Raw genomic sequence first — 26429 nt, forward strand, 5'->3', positions numbered from 1 at the left:
TCAAGAATCCTTCGAAGGTGACTGGAGCTTGCTGGAGTCGTCCAGCAAGCGGAAGAACAGGGCAATGAAATCCCTGGCATGAGCAAAGGCCGGTCGCGGCTCTTCCATCCGGTGCAGGTCATCAACAATGAACGAAAAGACCATCCGCACCGAGCCATCACGAACCAAATAGCCGACGTTGTTGTAATTGCGATAGCCAACGCCCTGCTTGTCGCCTATGTGACCCACTTCATCCATCCAACTCCTCACTGCAGTGGTGTCCTGTTGGGCAAGCATTGCGTCAAGACCGAACCGGGAAAGTCGTTGGCCAATGAAGGTACCGCCCTGCGGTAGTCGACCTTCTGCGCCATCGACCAAAAATGACAGCGCTGTTGCCAGATCCCACGCCGTCGTGGTGTTGACGGCGTCCAAGGAGTGATCCGCAGTCAACGCTTGACTTGGCACCGACGACAGATGCCGGGTTTGGCGCAGTCCAAGATCCGTTGAAAGTGCATTCATACGTTGCAGTCCAATCCGCTCAACCAGATAAAACGTTGCGACATTGTCACTCAGCCCCATCATCAACTTGAGTAGTTCGCCGATGGTGAATGTTCGAGGACTGTCCAACAACCAGAGGCCACCACAGGTCTGGTTCCCAGCCCTGGAGTTATCCACCACTAGGGTTTCCTCTAGGGCAAGCTCTGCGCGCTCAACCAACAGCAGCGTAGTCACAAGGATGTACAGCTTGCGGGTGCTCGAAGCAGGACCTGCCATGTGTTCATTGAACACATGGCAGGTACCCTGCCTCACATCACGAACACACCAACGGTAGGCACAAGAAGGCTCTTGTTTGGCGAGTTCGATCATTCGTTGACCGATGGTGTGCAAGGGCCAGCCGCCACCGCCCAACCAATCCTGTATCTGCTGTTCATTCCTCACGCGGCACAACCTCCTGCAACTGTTCCCTGACGAGCATGGCAACCGGGTTCGCTTGGGAACGGACAAAAAAATGGTCCCCTTCGAAAAGGGATACCTGACACCCTCGGGAGGTATGACGCCGCCAACCGGGATAGTCTTCAAACAGACAAGTGACTTTGTCCTGATTGCCGAGTAACAGATGGATGGGTGATGCAACGGACATGGCGGCACTTTTGGAGAGGTCGATCGCCAACTCAAAATCAGCTCGGATAATTGGCAGTGCTGTCTGCATCAACAGCGGGTTGTCAAGCAGCTCCGGCGGTGTACCGCCCATTCCGGCCAGTAATCGCAATAATGCCGAATCGCTCAGATCCCGCTCGTGAACAGCCACAGCACGAGTAAAGCGCTCCGGCGAGAGACAACCACTGATAAACAGCCGCGAGGCTTGCAACCCAAAGTCACACTCCAGCACCGACTGCAACTCAAACGCGATGCGCGCTCCAAGGCTATGCCCGAACAATGCGAATGGCGGTACACACCGACGCAGGCAATGTTCGAGCAGGTAGTCAATGACATCGTTTCGGGTCACCAACGTCTCTAGGCCCCGAGCGGTGCCCCGCCCCGGAATATCGACTGGGATGACCTTGATATGGGGCAATACACTGCGCCAACGTGCGTAGAATCCGGCACTGCCACCGGCATAAGAAAAGCAAAGCAGTGTCGCTGGATCACGATTCATTTAATGCCCTCGCCAGGTCCAGCAGCTCATTGACGTTACGCACCATGAGATCGCCCCAACCTTTCACCTCGGTGCTGGTAAAACGCTGGGTGTGGAACCAGAAATTGAAGCGCAAGTCATCACCGTTGATTTCAACCACCAGATGCAGTCCGGGCACTCTTCGCATGTCTTCGACGTTGGCCCCCGACAGAACCCCCTCGCCGACAGGACCAAGTATTTCTACCCCTTCGATCCATACCTTGCCCGGACTTGCAGTGGTGTGACGGTAGTTGAGGAAATTAATACCGAGATCGGAAAAGTAGGTGTCATGGGCCATCCCCGAAAATGCCGATACTTCATCGATCAACATCGTCGGGTGCATCAACGGATAGGCGTGCATGGCCTCCAGTGTGCGCGTAACCATTGCGATTCCGGTCAACCATTCGTGATGCACAATAATCGGTACCGGTAACGGAGACGTGAACGGGCCGATCACATCGTTGAACTCACTCAATCCGCGGCCGCTGTTGATGGCACTGATAATCAGCTGACCACAGTCAATCACCTCGGCCATGGTCGAGGCGTAGGCATACAAAATGGCGTTGAACACACTAAATCCGTTCTGCGCGGCCATTTCGCTCAATGTGCGGTGCGCACCGGCAACGTCAACACTGTGTCGCGACGACGAACACACCGTGGTGGAGTGGAACCCTGGATGTCCAGAAAGCACCGTGGGTCTTTCGAATGCGTTGTACAGCCCTTTGAAAAAACCTTTATCTCTAAGCCAGTCGCCACTGAGGTACTGCTGTTGACGGCGTGCGTAGTCGATATAGTCGATGGCATGTTCAATCCTGGTCAGCGGCTGTTCCCTGGTCATTCGATCAAGGCACTCACCAAAACGGTCGAACATTAAGGTCAGTGACTTGCCATCGAATTCCAGGTGCTGGACACCCAGTAGGGCAATAAACCAAGGGCCTGCGATGTCGATAAAGTGAATGGCCCACGTCACATTATCCTCGGGCTTTGGCAACCCCTGCGTCATTGAACGTACAAGAGTCGTGATCTGACGTGTCTGCTGCGCTTCGGATTGCCCACCGAGTTTGGTGAACAAAGTCCCGAAGCCTTCGACCACCTGTGCCGCCGTCTTGACCACGGGCTGCCCCTGTGGAAAAAACGTGCGTAACAATCGATGCTCGTCGATTACCTGCAGCAGCGCCTTGCGACAATGCTCGGCATCGAAGGAGCAGTAAATCCGATACGGAATGATGCGCAGACCGTAATCCTGCCCGATAAGCGAAATCCATCGAGCCTGTTGTAAGGAAACAACCATGTCCTGCACGTTGTTTTCCACGGTGTCTTTGTTCGGTTGATTCGCTGTACGCCAGGCCGGCTGACTGACATGAACAAGCATTTCAGCGTGCAACTCGCTCAGTGCCTCGGTGGCGTGGAAACGTTTGAGGCTCCACTGCAACCCCAACTGTGAGCCCAAGGCGTTCTTCAGCTGTACTAACGCCAGAGAGTCAAACCCCAACGACTGGAAACCGCACGACTTGATGGCGTCATAATTTCCCTGGCTTGCCGCCTCCAACCCGACGAGCGCATCGGTGGTCGATACCAGCCAGCTCTCTAGCAGTTGGCCGATTTCCCGCTCATCTGTACATCCGAGCAGACGCGTCGACACACTGTCCGGGTGCTTGCTTTCGCGAGGACGGGGTTCGGCTGTCAAACGTTCGAGAAACTTTTGGCTGACTCGGGATCTGTCCGCCAGTTTCTGAGCGTCGATGTTCATGTAGGCAACGTGGCGGGACGGACCGCCCAAGAGCCTGCGGATGAATAGGTATCCCTGCTCGCTGTTGTGGCTGTTCAAGCCGCCGGCCTTGAGTACCTGCAAGCGCTGACGTGCATTACGTAACTTTCCAGCATCCCCCCACACGCCCCAGTTGACCGTCAGCACTTGGCCAGCCTCAGGAAACAGGAAGGCGTGGGCCGCATCGAGGAAAGAACTGGCGGCCCCGTAAGCCATCTGTCCGCCGTTGCCCAGAATCGAAGTGGCGGAAGAAAAATTAAAAACACATTCGATCACCGTGCCCTGCTCACGAAGCAAGTGATACAGGCTCAGGACACTACTGCATTTGGCGTCGAAAGATTGCTGCAGGTCCGAAATTCCTATCTCGCTCCATAATTTATCGTTGAGATCGACAGCCAGATTGAAGATTGTTGCCCGATGCACGACGGTCTGCCGCAAATGCTGCGCACAATCGTCCCGCCCTTGATCGGTCGACAAGTCGAAACCCAGATAGCGGACGGTCGGATGAAGCGTCATCAGCCTGCGTAATGCGTCACTCGGCTGAGGTGCGCGGCCGATGACGGAAATGGAGCCGCACTGATCGGCACAAAGGCGTTCGATCAGTTGTTGGCCGATGCCGCCCCCACCCCCGAGAAGGAGATAGTGCGAGTCGCGATCCACTTCACCCTCCAGCAAGTCGTCAACCAACACCCGCTCCAGACGCGGAACTTTGACCAGTCCTTGTTCTATTGTGACGACGAGCTCTTCAGTGAACGGCAACAGTACGATCGGCCCTGCCTCTTCGGCACAATGAAACTGCGGGCTTCTGAGAAAGTTGAGAACGGTCACCTGTCGATCAGGTTCCTCAAGCAACAAAGAACGCAGCATGCCCACGACACTATTGGCCACCGGCCCCGGTGCCTCGTCTCCGTCGCTGCAAACCTGTACGGCAAACAACAAACAGATCTGCGGGTAAGTACTCGTCATGCTACGCATCAGGTCCAAGGTCTGAGCACAGGCACTGACTGCTGTAGAGACATGAGCGTCCGATAGGTGCCGAAGATCGAGATAGACCCGGTCAACATCGTCACCATACTCCTGCCACAATTCGTCGATCGATGGCTTAGCAATTTCCTTTCCCGCGCCTGCACCGCGATCAAGAGCGATACAGTGAAACTGTTTGAAAGCATCTGCCAAATAGCGGATCTCATCCTGTGCAGGTGTTTCGCCAACAGTAAAAAACAGCACCTTCATGTTCGCTGCCACTTGCACATCCATTGACGCTGCCGTCAGCGGTTGCCAGACCGTCTGATATACCGGTTCGGTGAGGACAGACTCCAGTGGCGAAGCTTCGACCCAACAACGAACTCGCTGAAAAGGATAAGTCGGCAATCCCGAAAGTATCGGAGCCCGTACCGGCAGTTCCGGGAAACGTACATCTATGCCAACCCGTAACAACTCGCCCAAGACGGTCAAATATTGCCGGTGATCTTTTCTACCCCCCTTGACCAACGGCAAAACGCTCAGTTGATCGCCCCAGTCACCCAGAACCAAGCCCGAGAGTGTTGCTTTTGGCCCAATTTCGACAAGGTGAGTGCAGCCGTATTCGCAAGCCGACTCTACGCTCGCACCAAAGCTCACTGTTTCACGCAATTGCCGACGCCAGTATTGCGAGGTGGCCACTTCACTTCCTGCCAGTTCACCCGTCAACGTGGAAATGAAGGGGCCGACCGGGGAGCGCATTTCGACAGTATCCAGGTAGGCTTCGAAGCTCTCCAGCAAAGGGTCAAGCAAGCTGGAATGCCCGGGGCGTGAAATCTTCAGTCGCGTCGCATTGACGCCAGCGTCTTGTGCCTTGGACAGGAGTTGCTCAATTGCTTCCCGTGTTCCGGAAACCACCGTATTGCTCCTACCGTTCAATGCGGCAATAGACAAGTCACCGAATTCTGTGTCCATCAGTCCCGATGCACACGAGTGATCGCCTTCCAGCACGGCCATCGCTCCGATATCACCGAGCGAATCCAGCAGTCGACCACGCTGCACAAGTATTCTGAATCCTTGCTCCGGGCTGAACACACCTGCGATGCAGGCGGCGGCATATTCCCCAAGGCTATGTCCGAACAGAGCGACGGGGGTTATCCCATGACTTAGAAGCAGTCGCGCCATTGCCACTTGCAACGCAAACGTCAGTGGCTGCGACAGTGCAATATCCTGCTCGATCTGTACGTCGGACAATAGGTCGACGGCGCGCGCGCCAAAGGCTTCCTGACAAACCGGATCAAATGCATCAAGCTCAGTCTTGAACAATGCTTCCTGAGCATACAGCCCGAGTCCCATCTCCCTATGCTCTGCGCCCTGACCGCTGAACATCAAACCCACCGCCGGGGTACGTCCGTTCGATGAACGATTGTCGAAGGAGGACAGTGCAGTCAGGGCTTCAATAGCTTCCGTACGCCGGCTGGCAATGATGTAAGCGCGGTACCCGAACAGCGATCTGGAAAACCTCAAGTTGGAGACAAATACTGGGAAACAGCTATCCGTCTGAGTTTCTAGAAACTGCCGATAGGCTATGCAGAGGTCACGCAGACCGTTGGGGTCTTTGGCCGAAACGGGGATCAAGGAGGCCTGGTCCTGATCGATGGAAAAGTGAGTCATCAATACTTTCGGTGCGGTCTCGAGTATCAAGTGCGAATTGTTGCCACCCAGCCCGAAACTGCTGACGCCAACGATGACATGAGGCTGGTTGATTACAACCGATTCACGGTTGATCTCAAAAGGCGTTTCTTCGATGTTCAAGTGCGGGTTGTAATGCTGGAAGTTAAGGGTCGGAGGTATCACTTTGTGCTTGGCGATCAGGACAGCTTTGATCAAGCCAGCCATGCCCGCGGCCCACCCCAGATGCCCGATGTTGCCTTTGACGCTCCCCAGATAGCAGGTGTCTGCGCAATCACGACCGGCAAAGGCATTGGCCAGCGCCTTTATCTCGATCGGGTCACCGATGGGGGTGGCAGTGCCATGAGCTTCGACATAGCTGATATCGGCTGGGTCGACACCTGCCAGCTCAAGTGCCTCACAGATGACTCTCGCCTGACCGGCAACTGATGGCGCCGACATACCAGCTCGGTGCGCACCGTCATTGTTGGTCGCCACCGAACGAATCACGGCATGAATCTGATCGCCATCAGCAAGTGCATCACTTAGCCTCCTCAACCCGACCACCGCCGCTCCGGAACCAAAAACTGTTCCACTCGCCAGAGCATCAAACGGACGACAATGACCATCGGCGCTGAATGGCATCCCTGGTTCAAAATAATAGGGAATCGATTGCGGAACAGAGATGGCAGCCGCGCCCACCAATGCGGCCCCGCATTCGCCCAGTAACAGGGCATTAATCGCCGCATGAATGCCGAACATAGACGTCGCGCATGCAGCTTGAACATTGACCGCAGGGCCACAGCAATTGAGTTTGTAGGCGATCCGGCTGGCTAGAAACTCTTTGTCAGTCGCCATGAACTGCGCCAGTGACTCAGAGGATTGATACAAGCCACAAGCAGTTTCGTGTGCTTGCAGACCATGGACATTGTTGATGAAGTAGGAACTGGGCCCGGCACCGCAGAACACTCCGATGGAGCCGCCTCGCTCATTCAGCGATGCATCCTCCAACACCTCCCATGCACATTCGAGCAACGCTCTTTGTTGGGGGTCAAGTAGCTGGGCTTCCTTGAAGCTGAAACCAAAAAAATCGTAATCAAAATCCTCAATGCCCGACAATTCAGCGCGGGCACGCACCCGCCCGTCCACGTCAGATTTCACCTGAATGCTTTCGAGGCTGGCCAATAAGTTTTGCCAGTACTGATCCACCGAATCCGCCCCCGGAAACCGACAAGACATCCCGACGATGGCAATGCTGTTCTCATCAATCACGGCGCAGTTGTCCTCATGGGTGCGCATGTCAGCTTCTCCTTTTTCCATGAGCACTGTGAATGGCAGCCGATCTCAGTTTCCGCTGGTTTACAGAGATAACCGGGACTTTCGGCTCAGACACTTGCATTGAGCTCTGAACGATCCCGCACAGCAATCTGGGTGTCGGGTACTCGAACAGATCGGTCTGCCTAAAGCTGTGGCCCAATACATGGCGCAACTCGGCTAACAAGGACATCAGTGTGAAAGAGTTCGCTCCCGCCGCCATGAAGTTGTCATCAACGCCGAGTCGATCAATCCCGAAACACTCCGCTGCCAACTCACAAATCAGTGTTTGAAGCGGCCCCTTCGGCGCTACATAACTAGACGACAACTGCGATCTCGGCTCGCTGATAGGCGGCAGCTTCGCAGTGTCGGCTTTGCCGTTAAGGGTCAACGGAATAGCTGCAATTTTTTTATAGAAGGACGGCAGCATATATTCCGGTAGTGTTGCAGCAAGATGCGCATGCACACTCAAACTTAGATCTTGTTCGGACTCAGGTGCTGAAAAATAGAGGACCAGCGAGGTGATCAAATTCGTTTGCAACGCTACGACAAGGCAATCATCTACCAATCCGGAGTTCATAACTGCCGACTCGATTTCTTTCAACTCGACTCGATACCCACGAACCTTGTACTGCCGGTCACGCCGTCCCTTGTATTCGTATTGAGCCTGCTCGTTGAGTACACACATATCGCCTGTGTTGTACATCCGCTCTAGAGTGAGAGGATGGGGGATGAATTTCTCCTCTGTTTCCTTCGGCAAACGGTAGTAACCCAACGCCAATGAGCGACCCGAAATGTGCAGTTGACCGCAGTCCCCTCGTGCCACTGGCTGTAACTGCTCGTCAAACAGCCAGGCGTCACTACCTGGCGTGACCTGACCGATCGGCGGCAGATCCGGCCATCTATCCGGTTCATCTTCGAGTTGGCAGGTCATCACCACATGTGTTTCAGATGGACCGTAATGATTGATCAATCGACAATGAGGATGAGCCTTGAACCACTGCCTGACGGCAGGTGTGACCTTTAGTTGCTCTCCTGCCACGATCACCTGTTCCAAATCGACCAGTGCCCCCCCTTCTTCAAGACCGAATTTCACCAGTGGGATCAGCATCGACGTAGGCAGGAATAGACGCGTTACCTTTCCTGCAGATAAATGCTCGATCAAGACACGCAAGTCTTTCTTATGCGCATCCGTGGCAATCAGTAAGCGGTCGCCATAGCACAAAGTTGCGTAGATCTCTTGAAATGAAACATCAAACCCCTGTGCCGCGTACAACAATGTGGTGCCTTTCGACCCTGGTGCTTTAGCCATCCAGTCGATCAAGGTGCTGAGTGATCGATAAGGCACCAAAACCGGTTTTGGTACGCCGGTGGTACCAGACGTGAACACGACATACGCCGGTGTATCCTCCCCAGCCGTGACCATGAACTCAGCTTCGTCAATCACACTCCCTATCGTGTCTTCGATATGTAAAAGGTGCGTGCATTCCTGCAACACGCCAGTCAATTCAATCGTTTGCGGATGACTCACCAGACATAAAGACAAATCAAGAGACGCAATCATTTGTTTCAATCTGCTAATTGGGTAGTTACCGTCCAACGGAACAACCGTTCTACCCAACAAATGAATAGCAAGTACTGAAACAATGTACTCGACACTTTTACTCACCACTACACCGATCATTCCTGCTGAACTTCCCCCAGCAAGAGCCCAAGCTAATCGACGCGCGCGACAATATAACTCCTCATATGAAACCTCCGACAATGCGTCAGCAATGGCCGGAAACTCAGGACTTTCACGAACCTGATTCAGGAACCTATTAATAAACAACATAAGTCAACACTCCTAACGACTACCGATTCGCACTACGAAGTTTCCAAGCGGCTCTCGATTATCAAACATAATTTGATGAGCCTCAGGTAGATCTTCAAGGGAAAAAGATCGGGTCAAGCATGGCTTCACATCGCCTTCATCAATCAACTTATTAAATTCACGACATTGGTCAAGATTGGCAAAATGCGAGCCTTGCAATCTTTTTTGGCGCATCCAGAGATATCGGACATCGAACGTCCCCTTATAACCAGTGGTGCCAGCACAAATGACTACCATCCCACCAGGGGCACAGACGAAAGAGGAAGTCGGAAAGGTATCCTCACCTGGATGCTCAATCACAATTCGGGGGCATTTTCGCTCCCCAACCAGGCGCCAGATCTCCTGCTGGAACCGCTTGGCTTCACCTAACCAGCAGGCGTACTTGGTTGGGTCTTCAATATCTTCGAGCCCCCCCCAATGCCCATAATCCTGTCGATTAATCGTGCCTTTTGCACCGATTTCGCGACAATACGCAGCTTTTTCTTCATTACTGACCACCGCTATAGGTATCGCCCCCGCAGCGTTAACCAATTGGATTGCCATGGATCCCATTCCACCACTGCCGCCCCATATCAGTACCACGTCTCCCGGTTTCACCGTATGTGGTGCAAAGCCGTGCAGCATCCGGTACGCCGTTGCCCCACAAAGCATGTAGGACGCCGCTTGTTCCCAACTCAATCGCGCGGGCTTAGGCAGAATTGCCTGGCGCTTGACCCGGGTGTATTCAGCGAAAGCGCCAAAGTTGATTTCGTAACCCCAGATCTTTGCCGACTTGTCCATGATTTCGTCGACCACTGCATCGTGATCCCACCAACCGCAGTGCAGTACGACTTCATCGCCAATAGCGATATCGTCCACATCCTTCCCCACGGCAACAACTATTCCTGAAGCATCAGATCCCGCTATATGAAAATCACAATCTTCACCACGAACTCTTTGAAGTTCAATGACATCTATTGGAAATCCGCGCGCAGCCCAAATGCCATTATGATTTATACCAGCAGCCATGACCTTGACTAAGCATTCATCTGATTGAATGATTGGTACAGCGACGGTCTCCAGAGCAAATGCGGTTGAAGGTGGGCCATACCTTTCAGACCTAATGGTTTGCGCCAACATTTTCTCAGGGACATCGACTTTTTTAGAATCAGGCATTACGCCTACTTCATCCATATCTTGAACTCCTTGAGCTTGAAGCTTTGAAAATTTAATTAGAACCCCTTTCCTTCCCCAGCCACCACAACGAACCAACGACAAAAAACTTTAAAAACAGAAATTCGACAAACCAATGTCAACCAACCAAGGACTAAAACCTAATACAACATTAACTCTCTCGCAAAGAGCAAAACCAAATTTCAGACACAACTTACAACCAGCGAACTACCATTCCTATTTCAGCAGCAGAAACATCCCAAAACAATGTCACCACCCTCCTACAATCTTTTAAACATAAAAAACAAAAAAGTATTCGCATACTGTAAAAACGTAAAATAGCCTGAAGTTTTCTATGAAAATCAACTTCTTATGAAAACACTGAATTTCAAGGGCAGTTTTCAAAAGAAAACACCCTCGGTTTTAAAATTTCGCAATAAAAAACCGGAGCCCTGTCACGGGGCTCCGGGTTTCATTTTTTCGTAGTGAACCTCAGTGGCTACTGATCCCGGCCGCATGCATCAACATCCGCAACGCCCCCGCCCCCGCCACCACCCCAACGCAACCACACTGCCCAGCCAGATCAACACCAGACACCCAAGGCGCTTGTACCAGGGCGTCGGTTCCAGTTCACGGGAATCAATGGTAGCCATCGCCAATCCTCACTTTGCCGCGGAACACGTAGTAGCTCCAGACCATGTACGTCAGGAGATCGGCAGGGTGAACAACTTGCTGGTCGGTGATGACGCCGCCGCCCACAAGCTGATCGACGACAGCACGATGTTCGGCCAGATGTAGCCGAGGAACATCAGCATCAGGGTGAAGACGAACGGCCAATGGGTGTGGCGTTGGGCGATGTCCGGATGCAGGAGCATTGCGCGAATGTTCTTCAGCGCGTTTTCACTGCCCAGCCAGTTTTTGGTATCAGCGATCAGCGCACCCCAACCAGCGGCGGCACCTTTGTAGGGTTTGTAGCGGTCGACTTGAGACATGGTACTTCTCCGTGACAATGCACACAGGCTTGGACCGGATTCAGGTCATTGTTCGAATTGACGGAGAAAGCATATGAATGGCGTTTAAATATTGTCTAATCGCTATTTATGACAGCATTATCGAAACACTCCATCATTAATTTTTTACCTTTATTTTCAATTAGTTAAAATAACTTCAGGCTCATTTACCACAAAATAAAGTTCATCATAGATCCGGTCGATCACCCGGTCATTAATAGTGATTGGACGCCCGTTAAAGTTGCTCTTAGCTTGCGCTCAACAAATCCGTTATTAACGGAATTCGCATCTGTAGGAGCGAGCCTGCTCGCGATGGACCCAAGGGCACCGCGCTCAACCAGAAAGCCCGCATAATCGTTAACGACCATCGCGAGCAGGGCTCGCTCCTACAGGTTTTTCGGATATTCATTCAATGCGTGCGGTTCCAAGCGAGGGTGTCATGTCAGAACGAGTCCTGATCGATGGGTTTGCAAGGCGCGTGGACTATCTGCGGATGTCGGTCACCGACCGCTGCGATTTCCGTTGCGTCTATTGCATGGCCGAGGACATGCAGTTCCTGCCGCGCCAACGGGTGCTGACCCTGGAAGAGATTTACCAGCTGGCACAAAGCTTCGTCGCGCTGGGCACCCGCAAGATTCGCCTCACCGGCGGCGAGCCGCTGATTCGTCCGGGCGTGGTGCAACTGTGCGAGAAGATCGCCGCCCTGCCCGGCTTGCGTGAGCTGTGCATGACCACCAACGGTTCGCAGTTGGCCCGATTGGCCGGGCCGCTGTTCGACGCCGGGGTCAAGCGCCTCAACATCAGCCTCGACTGTCTGGACCCGCAACGTTTTCGCGAGCTGACCCGCACCGGTGACCTGGCGCAGGTGATCAAGGGCATCGACGCGGCCAACCAGGCAGGTTTTCGCAACACCAAGCTCAATTGCGTGGTGATGAAAGGCCGCAACGACCATGAGATCAATGACCTGGTGAGCTTCGCCATCGACCGCAACCTCGACATCTCCTTCATCGAAGAAATGCCGTTGGGCACCATCCACGAGCACAGCCGCGCCGAGTCGTTTTTCGCAAGCAGCCAGGTCCGCGAGCGCATCGCCGAACGCTACACTTTGATTGATTCCGCCGAGTCGACCCAGGGTCCGTCGCGCTACTGGCGCCTGGCCGAGGCGCCGCAGATTCGCCTGGGGTTCATCTCGCCCCACAGCCACAACTTTTGCGGCACCTGTAACCGGGTGCGGCTGACCGTGGAAGGACGTCTGCTGCTGTGCCTGGGCAATGAGCACTCGGTGGATCTCAAGGCTGTCCTGCGTAGCCATCCCGGACAGCCCGAGCGCCTGGAAAAGGCCATTATCGAGGCGATGAAACTCAAGCCTTATCGACACAATTTCGAAGTGAACGACGATGTCCAGGTGGTTCGCTTCATGAACATGACGGGCGGCTGAAACCCATGATCGTGAGACCCAAACCCAACCTGATCGGCGTGCTGACGTCCCTCAAGGGTTCGATTGCCAAGCGCATCGCCTGGCGCAGCCTGATGGTGACGCTGCTCGCCTCGGCCATCGTGCTCATCGAAACCCTGCACCCCAGTTACTTTTCCAAGGTCAGCGCCACGCCCTTCACGCTGCTGGGTTTGTCGCTGTCGATCTTCATGAGCTTTCGCAACAACGCTTGCTACGACCGCTGGTATGAAGCACGCAAAGCCTGGGGCGATGTGATCGTCGAGGTCCGCTCGATGATTCGTGAAACCCTGGTGATCAAGGACACGGATGAACGGCATACGATCCTCAGCAACCTGTGCGGCTTTGCCCATGCCCTGAACGCACGGCTGCGCCAGGAAAACGAAATGGCCGCCAGTGGCGACTGGCTGCAGCCGATGCCCAAGGGCAACTCCACGGACGTCACCGGGCAAATACTGATGCAGGTCGGTCAGCAGTGCTCGACACTCAACGAGTCCGGGGTGATCAACGACTGGCGCTACACGCTCATGGCCAATCATCTGACCAGCCTGACCCATGCCCAGGCCGTCTGTGAACGGATCAAGAACACCCCGCTGCCCTTCCCCTACACCCTGTTGCTGCACCGCACCATCTACCTGTTCTGCATCCTCCTGCCGTTTGCCATGGCCGAGCCCCTGGGCTGGTTGACGCCGATTTTCACGGCGATTGTCAGCTACACCTTTTTCGGCCTGGATGCGATTGCCGATGAACTGGAAGACCCGTTCGGCCGCGACGAAAACGACCTGCCCACCGACGCCATCGTGCGCAACATCGAGCGTGATGTGCTGACGGCACTGGGCGTGACGGAGTTGCCGCCACAACTGGAGCCGGTGGATTTTGTGTTGACCTGATTTTCAGGAAACACACAAAACCTGTGGGAGCGAGCCTGCTCGCGATGACGGTGGGTCTGCCAACACGCGCCGCCAGGGCCCGATGGCACTGGCACAAACTCCGCCTGAAGCGTCTATCCAACGCGCTCGCGCGTAGCTACAGTCACGGGTTCAAAGCTTATCTGCGCAAGGAATTTACGCTTGAGCCCGACACCCTCCCCGATCACCGGACAGGCTGTGCCACCCCCGCGCACTATCAGCCTGCGCGAAGCCTTCCTGTTCTGGCTCAAGCTCGGTTTCATCAGTTTCGGCGGGCCGGCGGGGCAGATTTCGATCATGCATCAGGAACTGGTCGAGCGCCGGCGCTGGATTTCCGAGCGGCGCTTTCTGCACGCGCTCAACTACTGCATGTTGCTGCCCGGACCCGAGGCCCAGCAGTTGGCGACTTACATCGGCTGGCTGATGCACCGGACCTGGGGCGGCGTGATCGCAGGCGTGCTGTTTGTGTTGCCGTCGCTGTTCATCCTGATTGCCTTGTCCTGGGTGTACATCGCCTTTGGTGACATGCCCGTGGTCGCCGGATTGTTTTACGGGATCAAGCCTGCGGTCACTGCCATCGTGGTCCAGGCCGCTCACCGCATCGGCTCGCGGGCGCTGAAGAACGGCTGGTTGTGGGGCATCGCCGCCGCGTCCTTCGTGGCCATCTTCGTGCTCAATGTGCCGTTTCCGTTGATCGTGCTCGGTGCGGCGGTCATCGGTTATTTCGGCGGACGACTGGCGCCGCAAACGTTCAGGACCGGTGGCCACGGCGCGACGAAACAATCCTCCGGCCCGGCAGTGATCGACGACGACACGCCAACCCCTGAGCACGCCCGCTTCAGCAGTTTGAAGCTGGCGCGGCTGGCGGTGGTCGGGGTGATTTTGTGGACGCTGCCCATGGCGGTGCTCACCGCACTGTTCGGCTGGGAAGGCACGCTGACCCAGATGGCCTGGTTCTTCACCAAGGCCGCGCTGCTGACCTTTGGCGGCGCCTATGCCGTGCTGCCGTACGTTTATCAGGGCGCGGTCGGTCACTATGGGTGGCTGACGCCGACACAGATGATCGACGGCCTGGCGCTGGGCGAAACCACGCCAGGTCCGTTGATCATGGTCGTTGCCTTCGTCGGTTTCGTCGGCGCGTACGTGCAGCAGGTCTTCGGCCCGGACCAGGCGTTTGTCGCCGGTGCCATCGCCGCCACGCTGGTGACCTGGTTCACCTTCCTGCCTTCGTTCCTGTTCATCCTCGCCGGGGGCCCACTGGTGGAGTCGACGCACAACGAGCTCAAGTTCACCGCGCCGCTGACGGCCATTACGGCCGCCGTGGTCGGCGTGATTTTCAATCTGGCGTGTTTCTTTGCCTACCACGTGCTCTGGCCCAAAGGCTTCGAGGGACAACTGGACTGGCCTTCGCTGCTGATCGCTCTGCTGGCGGGCATTGCGCTGCTGCGTTTCAAGCGCGGGGTGATCGAGGTGTTGATCGGCTGCGGGCTGATCGGCCTCGGGATTCACCTTGCAGGTTGAAGGGCGACCCCCTACTATCCAGCATCCCCGGAGGCTTCGGCCTCCAACGTTGTCCGCAGCCGGAAACACGCGCATGAAGCGTATTGTCAACCTGCCCATGGCCTTGCGCCGCTCGAAACTGCGTCATTCCGCACGTCCGCCGGATAGCGCCCTGCTCGCCTGATTGGCGGGCCCCCTCCTTCGCTATCCCTGCCAATGCTCAGACGCTACAGCCCCCCTGTGGGAGCGAGCTTGCTCGCGATTGCGGTGTGTCATTCAACATTGATATCGAATGATCCACCGCAATCGCGAGCAAGCTCGCTCCCACAGGTTCCGCGGTCGCCTGACCGGCATTGGTTGATCTCCTTTTGCGTGGACACCGACATGACTCAACGTTGCAATTCCTACTACACCGCCACCCTCAACCAGGACACGGACTACCCGACGCTGCAAGGCCGGCACCGGGTTGATGTGGTGATCATCGGCGGCGGTTTCACCGGCGTGGCCACCGCCGTCGAGCTGGCGGAAAAAGGCCTGAAGGTCGCCATCGTCGAAAGCCACAAGATCGGCTGGGGCGCCACCGGACGCAACGGCGGCCAGGTCACCGGCAGCCTGTCGGGCGATGAGGCCATGCGCAAACAGATGCGCCGGACCCTCGGCGACGAGGTCGACGACTTCATCTGGAACCTGCGCTGGCGCGGGCACCAGATCATCCAGCAGCGCGTGGAAAAATACGCCATCGCCTGCGACCTCAAGCACGGCCACCTGCATGCGGCGTACAAACCGGCGCACATGGTCGGCTTGCGCAAGGATTACGAAGAGGCCGTGCACCGTGGCATGGGCGATGAAGTCAGCCTGCTCGACCGTAGCCAGGTGCGCGACCTGCTGCAAAGCGACCTGTACCACGGCGCGATCAAGAACACGCGCAACATGCACCTGCACCCGCTCAACCTGTGCATAGGCGAAGCTCGCGCCGCCGAAAGCCTGGGCGCGCTGATCTTCGAAAACAGCGAAGTGCTGGAAATCATCCACGGCGACAAGCCGGGTGTACGCACCGCCCACGGGCACATCGACGCCAACCAGGTGCTGCTGGCCGGCGATGTCTATCACAAACTGGAACCAGGCAAGCTCAAGGGCAAGATTTTCCCGGCCATGGGCGGCATCGTCACCACCGCGCCGCTGGGCGAGCTGGCCAAACAGATCAACCCCGAAGACCTGGCGGTCTATGACTGTCGCTTCGTGCTCGACTACTACCGCCTCACCGCGGACGGTCGCCTGTTGTTCGGTGGCGGCGCCAACTACAGCGGCAAGGATTCACGCGACATCGCCGCCGAACTGCGCCCGTGCATCGAGCAGACCTTCCCGGCGCTCAAAGGCGTGGCCATCGACTACCAGTGGAGCTGCGCGATGGGCATTGTGATCAACCGCATCCCGCAACTGGGCAAGCTGTCGGACAACGTCTGGTATTGCCAGGGCTACTCCGGCCACGGCATCGCCACCACCCACATCATGGGTGAAATCATGGGTCGGGCGATCACAGGACAATTGCAGCAGTTCGACACCTTCGCCGCCTGCCAGCACATCCGCGTGCCCATGGGCGACCTGCTCGGCAACCCGATGCTGGCTGCGGGCATGTGGTACTACCAGATGCTTGAGCGACTGCGCTGAGGTTGTTGGCCAGCACATATGGAGGTTGATTGTGCTGGCCCCATCGTCGGATCGCCGCCCGGAGCAAGCCCGCTCCCACAGGGATCTTCGGTGTTCGCACAATTTGTGCTTCACATTGCCCACTGTGGGAGCGGGCTTGCCCGCGATGGGGCCGGGACATTCTATACAGCTCTCAAACCTGCACCACCTCGATCCCCAGCCCCCGATAATCCTCGACATTCCCCGACGCCACATGCCGCTCGGTGATCAGCGTGTGCACGCGCTGACAGGGCGCGACGACAAAGGGTTCCACCGCGCCGAGTTTGTCCGCCGTAGTCACCGCAATCACATGGGACGCACAATCGAGCATCGCCTGCTTCACCGGCACTTCATCAAAATGCAGTGAACTGAGACCCACCTGCGGGTGTATCGCACAAACCCCGGTAAACAACAGGTCGGCCTTGATCCCCGCCAGCAACCGCAGGGTCTCGTGGCCGCTGGCCGACATCGTCGCCGGGTTGAGCTGACCGCCGGCCAGGATCACCTTGATGCCCTTGTATTCGGACAGGGTAATGGCCGTCATCGGCGATGCGGTGATCGCGGTGATGACGATGTCCGCCGGCAGCGCACGTGCGATCTGCAAGGTGGTGGTACCGGAATCGAACACCACGATCTGACCGTCCTGCACCTGTCGCGCCGCCAGTTGCGCCAGATGGGTTTTCACCTCGTCGGTCTCGCTGATCCGGGTGAAGTAGTCCTTGCCCGTGTCCTTGGGTCGCGGCAACGCCCCGCCGTGCACCCGCTGCACCAGGCCGGCGCTGGCCAGGTCCGCCAGATCGCGGCGGATGGTGTCTTCGGACACGGCGAAATGCTGGCTCAACTCCGAGGCCATGACCTTGCCATCACGCTCGAGGATCAACAGGATTTTTTGCCGACGCACCGACGGAAGTTCGGCAGCGGAATGGTTGTCATGCATGTTTTTGCCCGCTTATGCGTGTAATTGCGCGTTTCACGAGGATATCCGCAACCGCAAGCAAAGACAACGAACCGGCCGGGTATCATTTCTTTCGATCTTTCAAATCATTACAGCGAATTTTTTATTTTTCCGTGACCTGTTCAAGATGGCGCCGTCTCTCATGCTTTGGATGGAAACCTCATGAATATCAATTTTGCCTTTGCCTGCATGATCGTGTTCTCGTTCACGATCGCCCTGGTACACGCTTGACCGCTGCCGGGAATGCTGGGCAGATAGAGCGCCCAGCCTCTACCTGAGTCAGCTCATGCTTGTGTCCGTCGTAGCCAATGGTTCCCTTCTTACGCCTGAACAGTCCGATACAACGGTGCCCTGGTGGAGCTTCACCAAAACCGTGCTCGCGGCGGCTGCGTTGACGCTGGTGCGCGATGGCCTGGTCGAGCTTGATCACCGCGTCGCCGAAGGCCCGTTCAGCCTGCGCCAATTGCTGCGCCATGAGGCCGGCCTCGCCGACTATGGCGAACTCGCCGACTACCACGCCGCCGTTGCCGGCCATGAAAACCCGTGGTCGGCCGAAGACATGTTGCGCCGCCTCGACGCCTCGCGATTGCGCTACGCACCGGGGGACGGCTGGCGTTATTCGAACGTCGGCTACCTGTTCGTTGCACGTCTCATCGAGCGCACTACCGGCCTCACGCTCGAAGAGGCCTTGAACCAGCGCATCTTCACTCCCCTGGGTTTGTCCCGTGTACGCCTTGCGAAAACCCGCGCCGATCTGGCCAACATCACGGGCAACGTCGCCGGTTACGACCCCGGCTGGGTCTATCATGGCTTGCTCGTCGGCCCGCTGGCACAGGCCACCCTGTGCCTGGACCGTCTGCTGGGTGGCGATCTCCTGCCACATGCCCTCTTACTCGAGATGCAAACCACCCGTGCACTGGGCGGCCCGATTGCCGGTCGCCCGTGGACGGCCCCCGGTTATGGCCTCGGCCTGATGCAGGGCGCGGTGGAGAACGGCCTGACCTTGAGCGGCCATACCGGCGGCGGCCCGGGCAGCACACTGGCCGTTTACCGCTGCGTCCAGGGCAGTCACTCCGCGTGTTGCGCGGTGTTTGCTGCAAGTGACTTTGAGGGGGCCGCCGAAACAGAGGTTGTAAGGCGCCTGGGGTCAATCTGTGCAAGCTGGCGGCAAAAAGCCTGACAGATGCGTAATTTGCTCTATAACCAGTGGTGACATGATTTGCGCTTAGCGGAACGGGAAGGTTCCTGCGCCAATCGATCTCAAGCAAAGCCGCGGGCACATGGATACCTGCCAGGAGACGCCACCCATGAAATCCCTGAAGATCGCTGCCAGTGATGGCACCCCAGAATGTTTCAAGAACGCCCGGGAAGTGGTCCAGCTCAACCAGACCGACTTCACCGATGTCGCAGTAGCGGTTGTCTCGGTCAATGACGTGCTCGCCGGCGCCCTGGATGTCATCCAGCGCACCGGTTTCGATATCCCGATTTTCCTCGTGGCCTCCCCCGGCACCAGCACCCGCCCCCGGGAAGTCTACAAACACCTCAATGACGTGCTGCTGCAAGTGAACGGGATCTTCGACCTGTCACCCAGCAACGTCGAATACCATGGCAACCAACTGGAGACAGCGGCCAAGGCCTATGAAGAAAGCCTGCTGCCACCGTTCTTCGACTCGCTCAAGCACTACACCGAGGCGGCCAACGCGACCTTTGCCTGCCCCGGCCACCAGGGCGGCCAGTTTTTCCGCAAGCACCCGGCCGGCCGGCAGTTTTTCGATTTCTTCGGCGAGACACTGTTTCGCGCCGACATGTGCAACGCCGACGTCAAGCTCGGCGACCTGCTGATCCACGAAGGCCCGGCGCTACTGGCGCAAAAACACGCCGCGCAGGTGTTCAACGCCGACAAGACCTACTTCGTGCTCAACGGCACTTCGGCCTCGAACAAGGTGGTGACCAACGCCCTGTTGACCCCCGGCGACCTGGTGCTGTTCGACCGCAACAACCACAAATCCAACCACCAGGGTGCGCTGCTGCAGGCCGGTGCCACGCCGGTCTATCTGGAAACCGCGCGCAACCCCTACGGCTTCATCGGCGGCATCGACGCCCACTGCTTCGAAGAAGATTACCTGCGCGAGCTGATTGCCGAAGTCGCCCCGGACAAGGCCCAAGAGGCTCGGCCGTTCCGCCTGGCGATCATTCAACTGGGCACCTACGACGGCACCGTCTACAACGCCCGGCAAGTGGTCGACCGCATCGGCAAGCTGTGCGACTACATCCTGTTCGACTCGGCGTGGGTCGGCTACGAGCAGTTCATCCCGATGATGAAAGACTGCTCGCCGCTGCTGCTCGACCTCGACGAAAACGACCCGGGCATCTTCGTCACCCAGTCGGTGCACAAACAGCAGGCCGGTTTTTCCCAGGCCTCGCAGGTGCACAAGAAAGACCGCCACATCAAGGGCCAGGCCCGCTACTGCAACCATCACCGGCTGAACAACGCCTTCATGGCCCAGGCCTCGACCAGCCCCTTCTACCCGCTGTTCGCCTCGCTGGACGTGAATGCACGCATTCACTCGGGCCGCAGCGGCCTGCGCCTGTGGGAAGACTGCGTGAAGTTCGGCATCGAAGCACGCAAGCTGATCCTCGAAGCCTGCACCATGGTCCGCCCATTCGTGCCGTACACCATTGAAGGCCGTGCCTGGGAAGACTATCCAACGGAGGAAATCGCCAACGACATCCGCTTCTTCGAGTTTCATCCCAAGGATCGCTGGCATGCCTTTGGCGGTTACGCCGAGAAGCAGTACTTCATCGACCCGTGCAAGCTGCTGTTCACCACCCCGGGCATCGACCCGGTCGACGGCAGCTACACCGACTTCGGTATTCACGCCGGCATCCTCGCCAACTTCCTGCGCGAGAACGGCATCGTCCCGGAAAAATGCGACCTCAACTCGATCCTGTTCCTGCTCACCCCGGCCGAAGACTGGGCGAAGATGACCCACCTGGCCGCGCAGATCGCCCGCTTCGAACGCTTCATCAGCGATGACGCGCCGATGAGTCGGGTGCTGCCGGCCATCTATGCGCAACATCAGGAGCGCTACCGCAACTACACCATCCGCCAGCTCTGCCAGGAAATGCACGACCTGTACCGCCACCACAACGTGCAGCAACTGCAGAAGGACATGTTCCGCAAGGAACACTTCCCGAAAAAGGCCATGAACCCGCAGCAGGCGCAAATCGAGTACATCCGCGGCAACGTCGAACTGGTGGCGCTGGCGGATGCCGATGGGCGCATTGCCGCTGAAGGCGCGCTGCCTTACCCACCGGGCGTGCTCTGCATAATCCCGGGCGAAGTCTGGGGTGGCGCGGTGCTGAAGTACTTCCTGGCGTTGGAGGAAGGCATCAACCGCTTGCCGGGTTTCACGCCGGAGTTGCAAGGGGTGTACTTGAAGCAGGAAGGCGGTCGTACCCGGGCTTATGGGTATGTGATCAAGGCCTGATCCATGAGCAGGCGCTGTTGCAGACCCGGGTCTGCAACAGCGCCTGATTTTGCATTCCCCTCACGCTTGCGCAGGACGCTCCCCCAGCGTCTCCTGGCCGCAGGCACCCGCCTGTGGCAGCAGGCTGATTTCGACACGTCGGTTGGCGGCGCGCCCGGCTTCGCTGTCATTGCCGCTGATCGGCTGGCTGGCGGCAAAGCCCTGGACCGCAAAGCAACTGTCGGAGATCTCGCCCATGCGCTGCATCCAGTCCCGTACGGCAGAGGCACGCGCGTGGGAGAGCTGGAAATTCTGCTGCTCACTGCCACGACCATCCGAATGCCCGCCAATGACAATCAGCCAGCCGGGCCGGGCCTTGATGTCGACCAGGGCGCTGATCAGGATCTTGGTCGAACCCGGCTTGAGCTCGGCGCTGCCGGCCTCGAACAGCGACAGGCTGTCCAGGTGCACCGGCGCGACAATAGTCGGTGGCGGTTGCAATAGATGCGCCAGGCGTTGCTCGGCAACGCCGGTCGAACCGAGCCACCAAGCACCGCTGACCAGGCCCGTCACAACGGCTGCTGCGCACAGCCACCGGGCAACGGAACGCTTCGCCGGCGGCATTTCAGGCATGGGCAAAGGGTTGGGCGGCAATATCACCACGGGCATCAACCCGGCTGGCGCCGGCTCCCTTGCAGGCGGCGAGAGTGTGCCCACCACAACGCTGCTGCGCTGCATGCGCCGGATCAGGCTCTCGATCTGCTGGCGCAAGGCATGCAAGGCCACCACCGGCGGTTGCGCCTGCAGCTCCAGGCGCTGCTGCAAACGCGCCAGCCCGCTGTCCAGTTGGAGCAGCTCGGGGAAGTGTTGTGCCCCCGGCGCCAGATTGCGCAACAACGCCTGCCACTGCACACACAACCAGGCCAGGATATCCAGGCGCACCGACGCCATGGGTGGCCAACAGGCTGCCCATTGGCCGCACAGGGTTTCGATTAGTGTCACGCCTTGGCTCATACCTTCCACGCCATGCCGCTGGCTGCGCGCCAAGGCAAACGCGGCGGCCGTCTGCAGGTCTGCGCCGTTGTGTTCGAACAGTGCCAGGCACCACTGCTCCACTTTCGCCCAATCCACATCGGGACAGGCCGGGTGACCCAACTTCGCCAGCTCTTCGCGCAGCGCAATAAACTCACCATGACCGCGCGGATCACCGCCCAGCCGAATACGCATTTCAAATAGCACCGTCAGCCTCCGTTGCTTTACAGGTTCAGGGTTTCGACAGCCATTGCTGTCGTTTCAGATGGCGCACCAGGACTTTGCCCTCCGCTGCCAGGGTGGTACCGAAGGTCACCTGCCGGCCGCTTTTGAGCTGGACATCGAGGCTGTACTCCAGATGGCCCGGCAAAGCCTGCTCGAGCAACGCGATGTTCACCGTCGCCAGGCGCGGCTCGTACTTGACCAGGGTGTTTTGCATGGCCCTCATCAGCACGTGCGCCGAGCCCGGCAGGCCCTGCAGGATCTGGCCCATGTCGGGAAGACCATAATCGGGCAAGTGCGCGAGGGTTCCTGCCCGGCTGTTGAGGATACGTTGCAGGTTGTCCAGTACCGACAGCGTGTGCTGGTCTTCTTCATTCACTTGATGCAGGTCCAGGTCACCGTCGAAGTTCTGCAGCAGTGTTTCGTAAAGCGATGGATTGAGGTCAGGCATGGTCAGTCCCGGGCCAATGCACGCAGGGTCAATTGGTTGTCCCCCAGCTCGATGACCCGCGCCCGGTCCGGGTCGAGATCGTCGCGGTTCAAGGTCAGGCGCCAAGTATTCATCTGCACATCGGGGTTACGAAACAGCGCGACCACCGTGACGAAACGCGCGTCCTTGTCCAGCGGCACATCCAGTTTCGCGCCCTCGCCAGGCTTGATCACCAGCGCCCGGGTATCGAGCAAATTGCCGGCCAGCGCCTGCTCGTCGCCACCGAGCAGGCTGTCGTAGGAAGCCCTGTGCAGTGCCTTGCTGTCGCTCAGTTGATAGACCCGTACCAGCGTCGGGACCGACATCGCATTCATGTCCGCAACATCAGTGTTGATGGCCGTGCGGGCACTGAAATCCAGGCGCAGGTCTTTCACCTGTTTGTAGAAAATCGAACGGGTGGCAGATGCCGTGCCTTCCGAGACAGTCTGAGTGACACCACAGCCGGCGAGCACTACCGCCAGCGTCGTCAGGATCAATGAATTACCAACGGTACGCGACATGCTGTGCTTCCCTGTTCCGAGTGTTTTTCGTCAGGCCCTGATAGCGGCCCAGATTGATAGTGATGGTGTCGTGTTCCCCGCCCTGCCAGGTGTCACAGCCCGAACCCAGCATGCCGGTCATGCCCAGGCGGATCGGCGCCCGCCCCAGCACCGGTTGCGGCAAGCTGCGCACCGGCAGCGATAACTGCAGCCTGGCGGTGCAGCGCCAGCCCAGGTAGACCCGCAGCAACACCAGCAGGTCGTTGTACAACTGGCCATCAGGCAACCAGCCCCGTGCTTCGTCCCGGTCCCGGGTGAACAGTGCCAGGTGCAGCTGGCTGTTGGCGTCGAACCCGTTGTTCCCCAGCGGCGTGCCCTGGGACAGACTGACCGGACTACGCGCCGACAAGCTCGCCGGATGGACCAGGGGGATTTTCTGCGGCCAGTGCGGCGTGATCCTCGCCCGGGTTTCAGGCGCCAGCAACGACACCAGCGCAGTGATGCCTTCGGCATTGCGGGTGGGCATACGCATCACACTGAGCAGCGCAAGAAAGCGCGAAACCGGCGTGGCAATCCGCTTGGCCGTGCCGGGAATCCCCAGTCCCACCAGGCCCAGCAAGCACTGGGAAGTCGCATCGCTGCCGCCGGACTCGAAGGTGGCCGGGTAGGAATACTTGCGCCAGATCCGATAGAACTGGGTGAAGATCCGGTGGTTGAAAATATCCAGAAATGCCTCAAGCGCCTCATGCCCGTCGCGGCGCTGGGCAATGTCGTCGACAAAGGCCGTCGGCAATGGCGAGTCGACGCCGTACAAGCCCAACAGCCGGGTGCGCACGGTCGCCGGGCGCAGCGGTTGGCGGTCGTCGATTTCGATGGCCTTCAGTTCACCGGCAGGAAAGCCCATGCCGGGGTCCGGGCGAAAGCGTACCGGGTCGTCCGCCGGTTGGCTGGTACTGCCCAGCGGCGGATGGCCTGGCAGGGCTTGCTCCAGCAACTGGCAGAACCGGTACAGACTCGCTTCGGCCACCCGCCCTTCCAGCGCTTCGAGCAATCCGCCGGCTTTCAGCCGGGAATACGCTGACTGTGGTTCTCGTTCCATCGCAGGCACTTTCCAGTAGGTTGAAGGATCAGCGTGAGCTGGTTGAACAGGTGAATGTCGGCGTACAGCGCGAAGAAGCGATGGAGCATTTCGCCGAACAGGCTGATGTCGCCCTCGCCGCAAAAACCATGGGCGTCGAGGGTCACTTCGATGTCCACGCCGCGCAGCAGAAAGCCCTTTTCGAACCGCTGCACCAGGTGGTGCCTGACTTCGACGATAGCCGCCAGGCGACGGCGGTTCAGCTCGCTACCGCTCCAGTCGTACAGCGCCAGGGTGCCGCGCAGCACTTCGGCGTTATCGAGCATCGGCAGGAAGTTGGAACCCAGGTGACTGAGTACTCGCCAGTGGAAACGATCGCGGTTCGGCGGATAGCACGGCAAGGTCGGGGCGCTCAGATTGCGCACGCGCAAGCCGCTCAAGGCGGTGTCGACCAGCCTATCAAGCAGGGTGCTTTGCAGCGCCTTGCGGGGCAGCAGGCCGTGGGTCCCGGTCAGTTGCAGGGACAGGCTCTGGCTGCCCTGCAAGCGATCCTGATCGAAGCCGTCGCCCCCGAGAATCAGCCAGGTATCGTGCAGGCCATTGGCACCTCGCTTGAGGCGGGTATGGAAGTAACGCTCGGGCGCCTCGTCGCGCAACATTCCGCCCTTGTGACGAAAACTGCTGAAGGGCACATAGTCCAGACGCTCGGTGTTCTTCGATGCGGTGACCTGGTCCACCGAGTAGATTTCCGTGTGACCGTCCTGCAGGCGCATCGGACGCAACAGGTAGTCGGTTTGCAATGGATCCAGCGGCATCGGATCGGCTTCCAGGGAGAACAGATTGATCACCGGTACCGCATGCAGGCGAAGGTGTTCGGCGTTCAGGTTGAATGCCTGCGGCCACGACTCGCGCAGGACCACCTCCAGTTCGAACCAGGGCATATCCGCAGTGATGTTCACCTGCTCCAGGCCATGGAGAGTGACGAACATGAACTTCTCGCGGAAGGTGAAATATTCCAGCAGCAACTGATAGCCGCTGAACGCGCTGTCGCCCTTTGGCCACAAGCGATCCTCATCGGCAAAGCCTTTAGGCGCGAAATGACCTGCCAGCGCAACGCGCGGCGCTTCGCCCGGCAAGCGCACATACATTGCGTCGGCATTCAGGGTCAGGGCCTGATGCAGCGCGCTGGCCAGGGGGGCATCGGCGTTCAGGTACATCGGCACGCGGCTGAGGTCGATCTGGCTCCAGTCGATCGCCGTGGCGCAGGCAAACCGCAGGCGCAGCAGCGAGCGGCCGTCGGGCTCATGGTCCAGGCGCAAGGATTGCAATTCGATGGGTTGCAGCCGCAGGTCCTGGGTGGTGGTGTAACGGCATACGGTACGCTGTGGCCCGATGGGTTGCGAGAGCACCTCCTGGCCGGCGGCGATCAGCTCGCTGCGCCTGATCTGTGCCAGTTCCACCTGGAACTCGACGATCGACAGCGAGGGAATGGTGCGCAGGTAATGGGGCCACAACAGGCTGACCAGGCCTTCGGTCAACTCCGGCAAGTCGTCGTCGAGCTTTTCGCGCAGGCGCCCCATCAAGAAAGCGAAGCCCTCGAACAGGCGCTCCACATAGGGATCGCGGGCGCCGGGTTTGTCCAGGTTCAACTGCGCCGCGCGGTCGGGGAACGCTTGCGCAAACTCCTGCCCGGCTTCGCGCAGATAGCGCATTTCGGCGTCGTAATAACGCAGTGTCAGATTATCCATGCTCAC

17 protein-coding genes and 1 pseudogene are annotated in these 26429 nt (G+C 58.1%); 6 read left to right on the forward strand and 12 right to left on the reverse strand.

All coding sequences use genetic code 11. From position 1 onward, the window contains the following. From EI969_RS11395 to EI969_RS30260, 6 genes and pseudogenes are all read right to left on the reverse strand, one after another. A complete protein-coding gene (locus EI969_RS11395; RefSeq protein ID WP_160387886.1) occupies positions 1–918 on the reverse strand; it encodes a serine hydrolase in 918 nt (305 codons plus the stop codon). Further along, positions 908–1636 (reverse strand): thioesterase II family protein, encoded by a 729-nt coding sequence (locus tag EI969_RS11400; protein WP_160387887.1) that lies wholly within the window; start codon positions 1634–1636, stop codon positions 908–910. The genes EI969_RS11395 and EI969_RS11400 overlap by 11 nt, the downstream gene beginning before the upstream one ends. Then, a complete protein-coding gene (locus EI969_RS11405; RefSeq protein ID WP_160387888.1) occupies positions 1626–7352 on the reverse strand; it encodes a type I polyketide synthase in 5727 nt (1908 codons plus the stop codon). The genes EI969_RS11400 and EI969_RS11405 overlap by 11 nt, the downstream gene beginning before the upstream one ends. Position 7353: 1 nt before the next feature. Beyond that, entirely contained in the window at positions 7354–9201 is a 1848-nt protein-coding gene (locus tag EI969_RS11410; RefSeq protein WP_160387889.1) for a non-ribosomal peptide synthetase, read from the reverse strand. A 12-nt stretch (positions 9202–9213) separates the two neighbouring features. After that, positions 9214–10413 (reverse strand): crotonyl-CoA carboxylase/reductase, encoded by a 1200-nt coding sequence (ccrA, locus tag EI969_RS11415; protein ID WP_160387890.1) that lies wholly within the window; start codon positions 10411–10413, stop codon positions 9214–9216. 618 nt (positions 10414–11031) lie between these two features. After that, positions 11032–11249 (reverse strand): annotated as a pseudogene (locus EI969_RS30260) (ubiquinol oxidase subunit II); the annotation flags it as partial. A gap of 592 nt (positions 11250–11841) precedes the next feature. Here EI969_RS30260 and moaA point away from each other — a divergent pair. The 4 genes from moaA to EI969_RS11440 all read left to right on the forward strand — a co-directional run bounded on the left by moaA (position 11842) and on the right by EI969_RS11440 (position 16931). After that, positions 11842–12840 carry a GTP 3',8-cyclase MoaA gene (gene moaA / locus EI969_RS11425; RefSeq protein ID WP_160387891.1) on the forward strand — a complete coding sequence of 333 codons (999 nt, stop codon included), beginning with the start codon at positions 11842–11844 and terminating at the stop codon, positions 12838–12840. A gap of 5 nt (positions 12841–12845) precedes the next feature. Next, on the forward strand, positions 12846–13745 hold the full coding sequence (locus tag EI969_RS11430) for a bestrophin family protein (protein WP_160387892.1): 900 nt from the start codon (positions 12846–12848) through the stop codon (positions 13743–13745). Between the two features lie 180 nt (positions 13746–13925). After that, positions 13926–15284 (forward strand): chromate efflux transporter, encoded by a 1359-nt coding sequence (gene chrA, locus EI969_RS11435; protein WP_160387893.1) that lies wholly within the window; start codon positions 13926–13928, stop codon positions 15282–15284. A gap of 363 nt (positions 15285–15647) precedes the next feature. Then, positions 15648–16931: an FAD-binding oxidoreductase gene (locus EI969_RS11440; protein WP_160387894.1), complete on the forward strand. Its 1284-nt coding sequence runs from the start codon at positions 15648–15650 to the stop codon at positions 16929–16931. A 172-nt stretch (positions 16932–17103) separates the two neighbouring features. Here EI969_RS11440 and EI969_RS11445 read toward each other — a convergent pair whose 3' ends face one another. Further along, complete coding sequence (locus EI969_RS11445; RefSeq protein ID WP_160387895.1) at positions 17104–17886, reverse strand: DeoR/GlpR family DNA-binding transcription regulator; 783 nt, start codon at positions 17884–17886, stop codon at positions 17104–17106. A gap of 304 nt (positions 17887–18190) precedes the next feature. On the opposite strand from EI969_RS11445, the gene EI969_RS11450 reads away from it, so the two are divergent. Together EI969_RS11450 and speF are read left to right on the forward strand one after the other, a co-directional pair. After that, complete coding sequence (locus EI969_RS11450) at positions 18191–19084, forward strand: serine hydrolase (RefSeq protein WP_160387896.1); 894 nt, start codon at positions 18191–18193, stop codon at positions 19082–19084. A 127-nt stretch (positions 19085–19211) separates the two neighbouring features. After that, positions 19212–21395 carry an ornithine decarboxylase SpeF gene (gene speF / locus EI969_RS11455; RefSeq protein ID WP_160387897.1) on the forward strand — a complete coding sequence of 728 codons (2184 nt, stop codon included), beginning with the start codon at positions 19212–19214 and terminating at the stop codon, positions 21393–21395. Between the two features lie 60 nt (positions 21396–21455). Here speF and EI969_RS11460 read toward each other — a convergent pair whose 3' ends face one another. From EI969_RS11460 to tssF, 5 genes are read right to left on the reverse strand one after another with little or no spacing between them, the layout of a single operon-like run. Next, positions 21456–22601 (reverse strand): OmpA family protein, encoded by a 1146-nt coding sequence (locus EI969_RS11460; protein ID WP_256678296.1) that lies wholly within the window; start codon positions 22599–22601, stop codon positions 21456–21458. 37 nt (positions 22602–22638) lie between these two features. Further along, a complete protein-coding gene (gene tssE, locus EI969_RS11465) occupies positions 22639–23079 on the reverse strand; it encodes a type VI secretion system baseplate subunit TssE (protein WP_160387899.1) in 441 nt (146 codons plus the stop codon). Positions 23080–23081: 2 nt separating this feature from the next. Further along, a complete protein-coding gene (gene tssJ / locus EI969_RS11470) occupies positions 23082–23618 on the reverse strand; it encodes a type VI secretion system lipoprotein TssJ (RefSeq protein ID WP_160387900.1) in 537 nt (178 codons plus the stop codon). Then, positions 23599–24696, reverse strand: a complete 1098-nt coding sequence (tssG, locus tag EI969_RS11475) for a type VI secretion system baseplate subunit TssG (RefSeq protein ID WP_160387901.1) — start codon at positions 24694–24696, stop codon at positions 23599–23601. The genes tssJ and tssG overlap by 20 nt, the downstream gene beginning before the upstream one ends. Beyond that, positions 24660–26429, reverse strand: coding sequence for a type VI secretion system baseplate subunit TssF (gene tssF, locus EI969_RS11480; protein ID WP_160387902.1), 1770 nt, complete (start codon positions 26427–26429; stop codon positions 24660–24662). Before tssF ends, tssG begins: the two co-directional genes overlap by 37 nt.

The organism is Pseudomonas sp. PB101, assembly GCF_009764265.1.
Classification (GTDB): Bacteria; Pseudomonadota; Gammaproteobacteria; order Pseudomonadales; family Pseudomonadaceae; genus Aquipseudomonas.

Excerpts from the sequence above, each read along its gene's own strand:
- EI969_RS11400 (WP_160387887.1), bottom strand. The coding sequence starts at position 1,636 with ATGAATCGTGATCCAGCGACACTGCTTTGCTTTTCTTATGCCGGTGGC.
- EI969_RS11405 (WP_160387888.1), bottom strand. The coding sequence starts at position 7,352 with ATGCGCACCCATGAGGACAACTGCGCCGTGATTGATGAGAACAGCATT.
- EI969_RS11410 (WP_160387889.1), bottom strand. The coding sequence starts at position 9,201 with ATGTTGTTTATTAATAGGTTCCTGAATCAGGTTCGTGAAAGTCCTGAG.
- ccrA (WP_160387890.1), bottom strand. The coding sequence starts at position 10,413 with ATGGATGAAGTAGGCGTAATGCCTGATTCTAAAAAAGTCGATGTCCCT.
- moaA (WP_160387891.1), top strand. The coding sequence starts at position 11,842 with ATGTCAGAACGAGTCCTGATCGATGGGTTTGCAAGGCGCGTGGACTAT.
- EI969_RS11430 (WP_160387892.1), top strand. The coding sequence starts at position 12,846 with ATGATCGTGAGACCCAAACCCAACCTGATCGGCGTGCTGACGTCCCTC.
- EI969_RS11440 (WP_160387894.1), top strand. The coding sequence starts at position 15,648 with ATGACTCAACGTTGCAATTCCTACTACACCGCCACCCTCAACCAGGAC.
- EI969_RS11445 (WP_160387895.1), bottom strand. The coding sequence starts at position 17,886 with ATGCATGACAACCATTCCGCTGCCGAACTTCCGTCGGTGCGTCGGCAA.
- EI969_RS11450 (WP_160387896.1), top strand. The coding sequence starts at position 18,191 with ATGCTTGTGTCCGTCGTAGCCAATGGTTCCCTTCTTACGCCTGAACAG.
- speF (WP_160387897.1), top strand. The coding sequence starts at position 19,212 with ATGAAATCCCTGAAGATCGCTGCCAGTGATGGCACCCCAGAATGTTTC.
- EI969_RS11460 (WP_256678296.1), bottom strand. The coding sequence starts at position 22,601 with ATGCGTATTCGGCTGGGCGGTGATCCGCGCGGTCATGGTGAGTTTATT.
- tssE (WP_160387899.1), bottom strand. The coding sequence starts at position 23,079 with ATGCCTGACCTCAATCCATCGCTTTACGAAACACTGCTGCAGAACTTC.
- tssJ (WP_160387900.1), bottom strand. The coding sequence starts at position 23,618 with ATGTCGCGTACCGTTGGTAATTCATTGATCCTGACGACGCTGGCGGTA.
- tssG (WP_160387901.1), bottom strand. The coding sequence starts at position 24,696 with ATGGAACGAGAACCACAGTCAGCGTATTCCCGGCTGAAAGCCGGCGGA.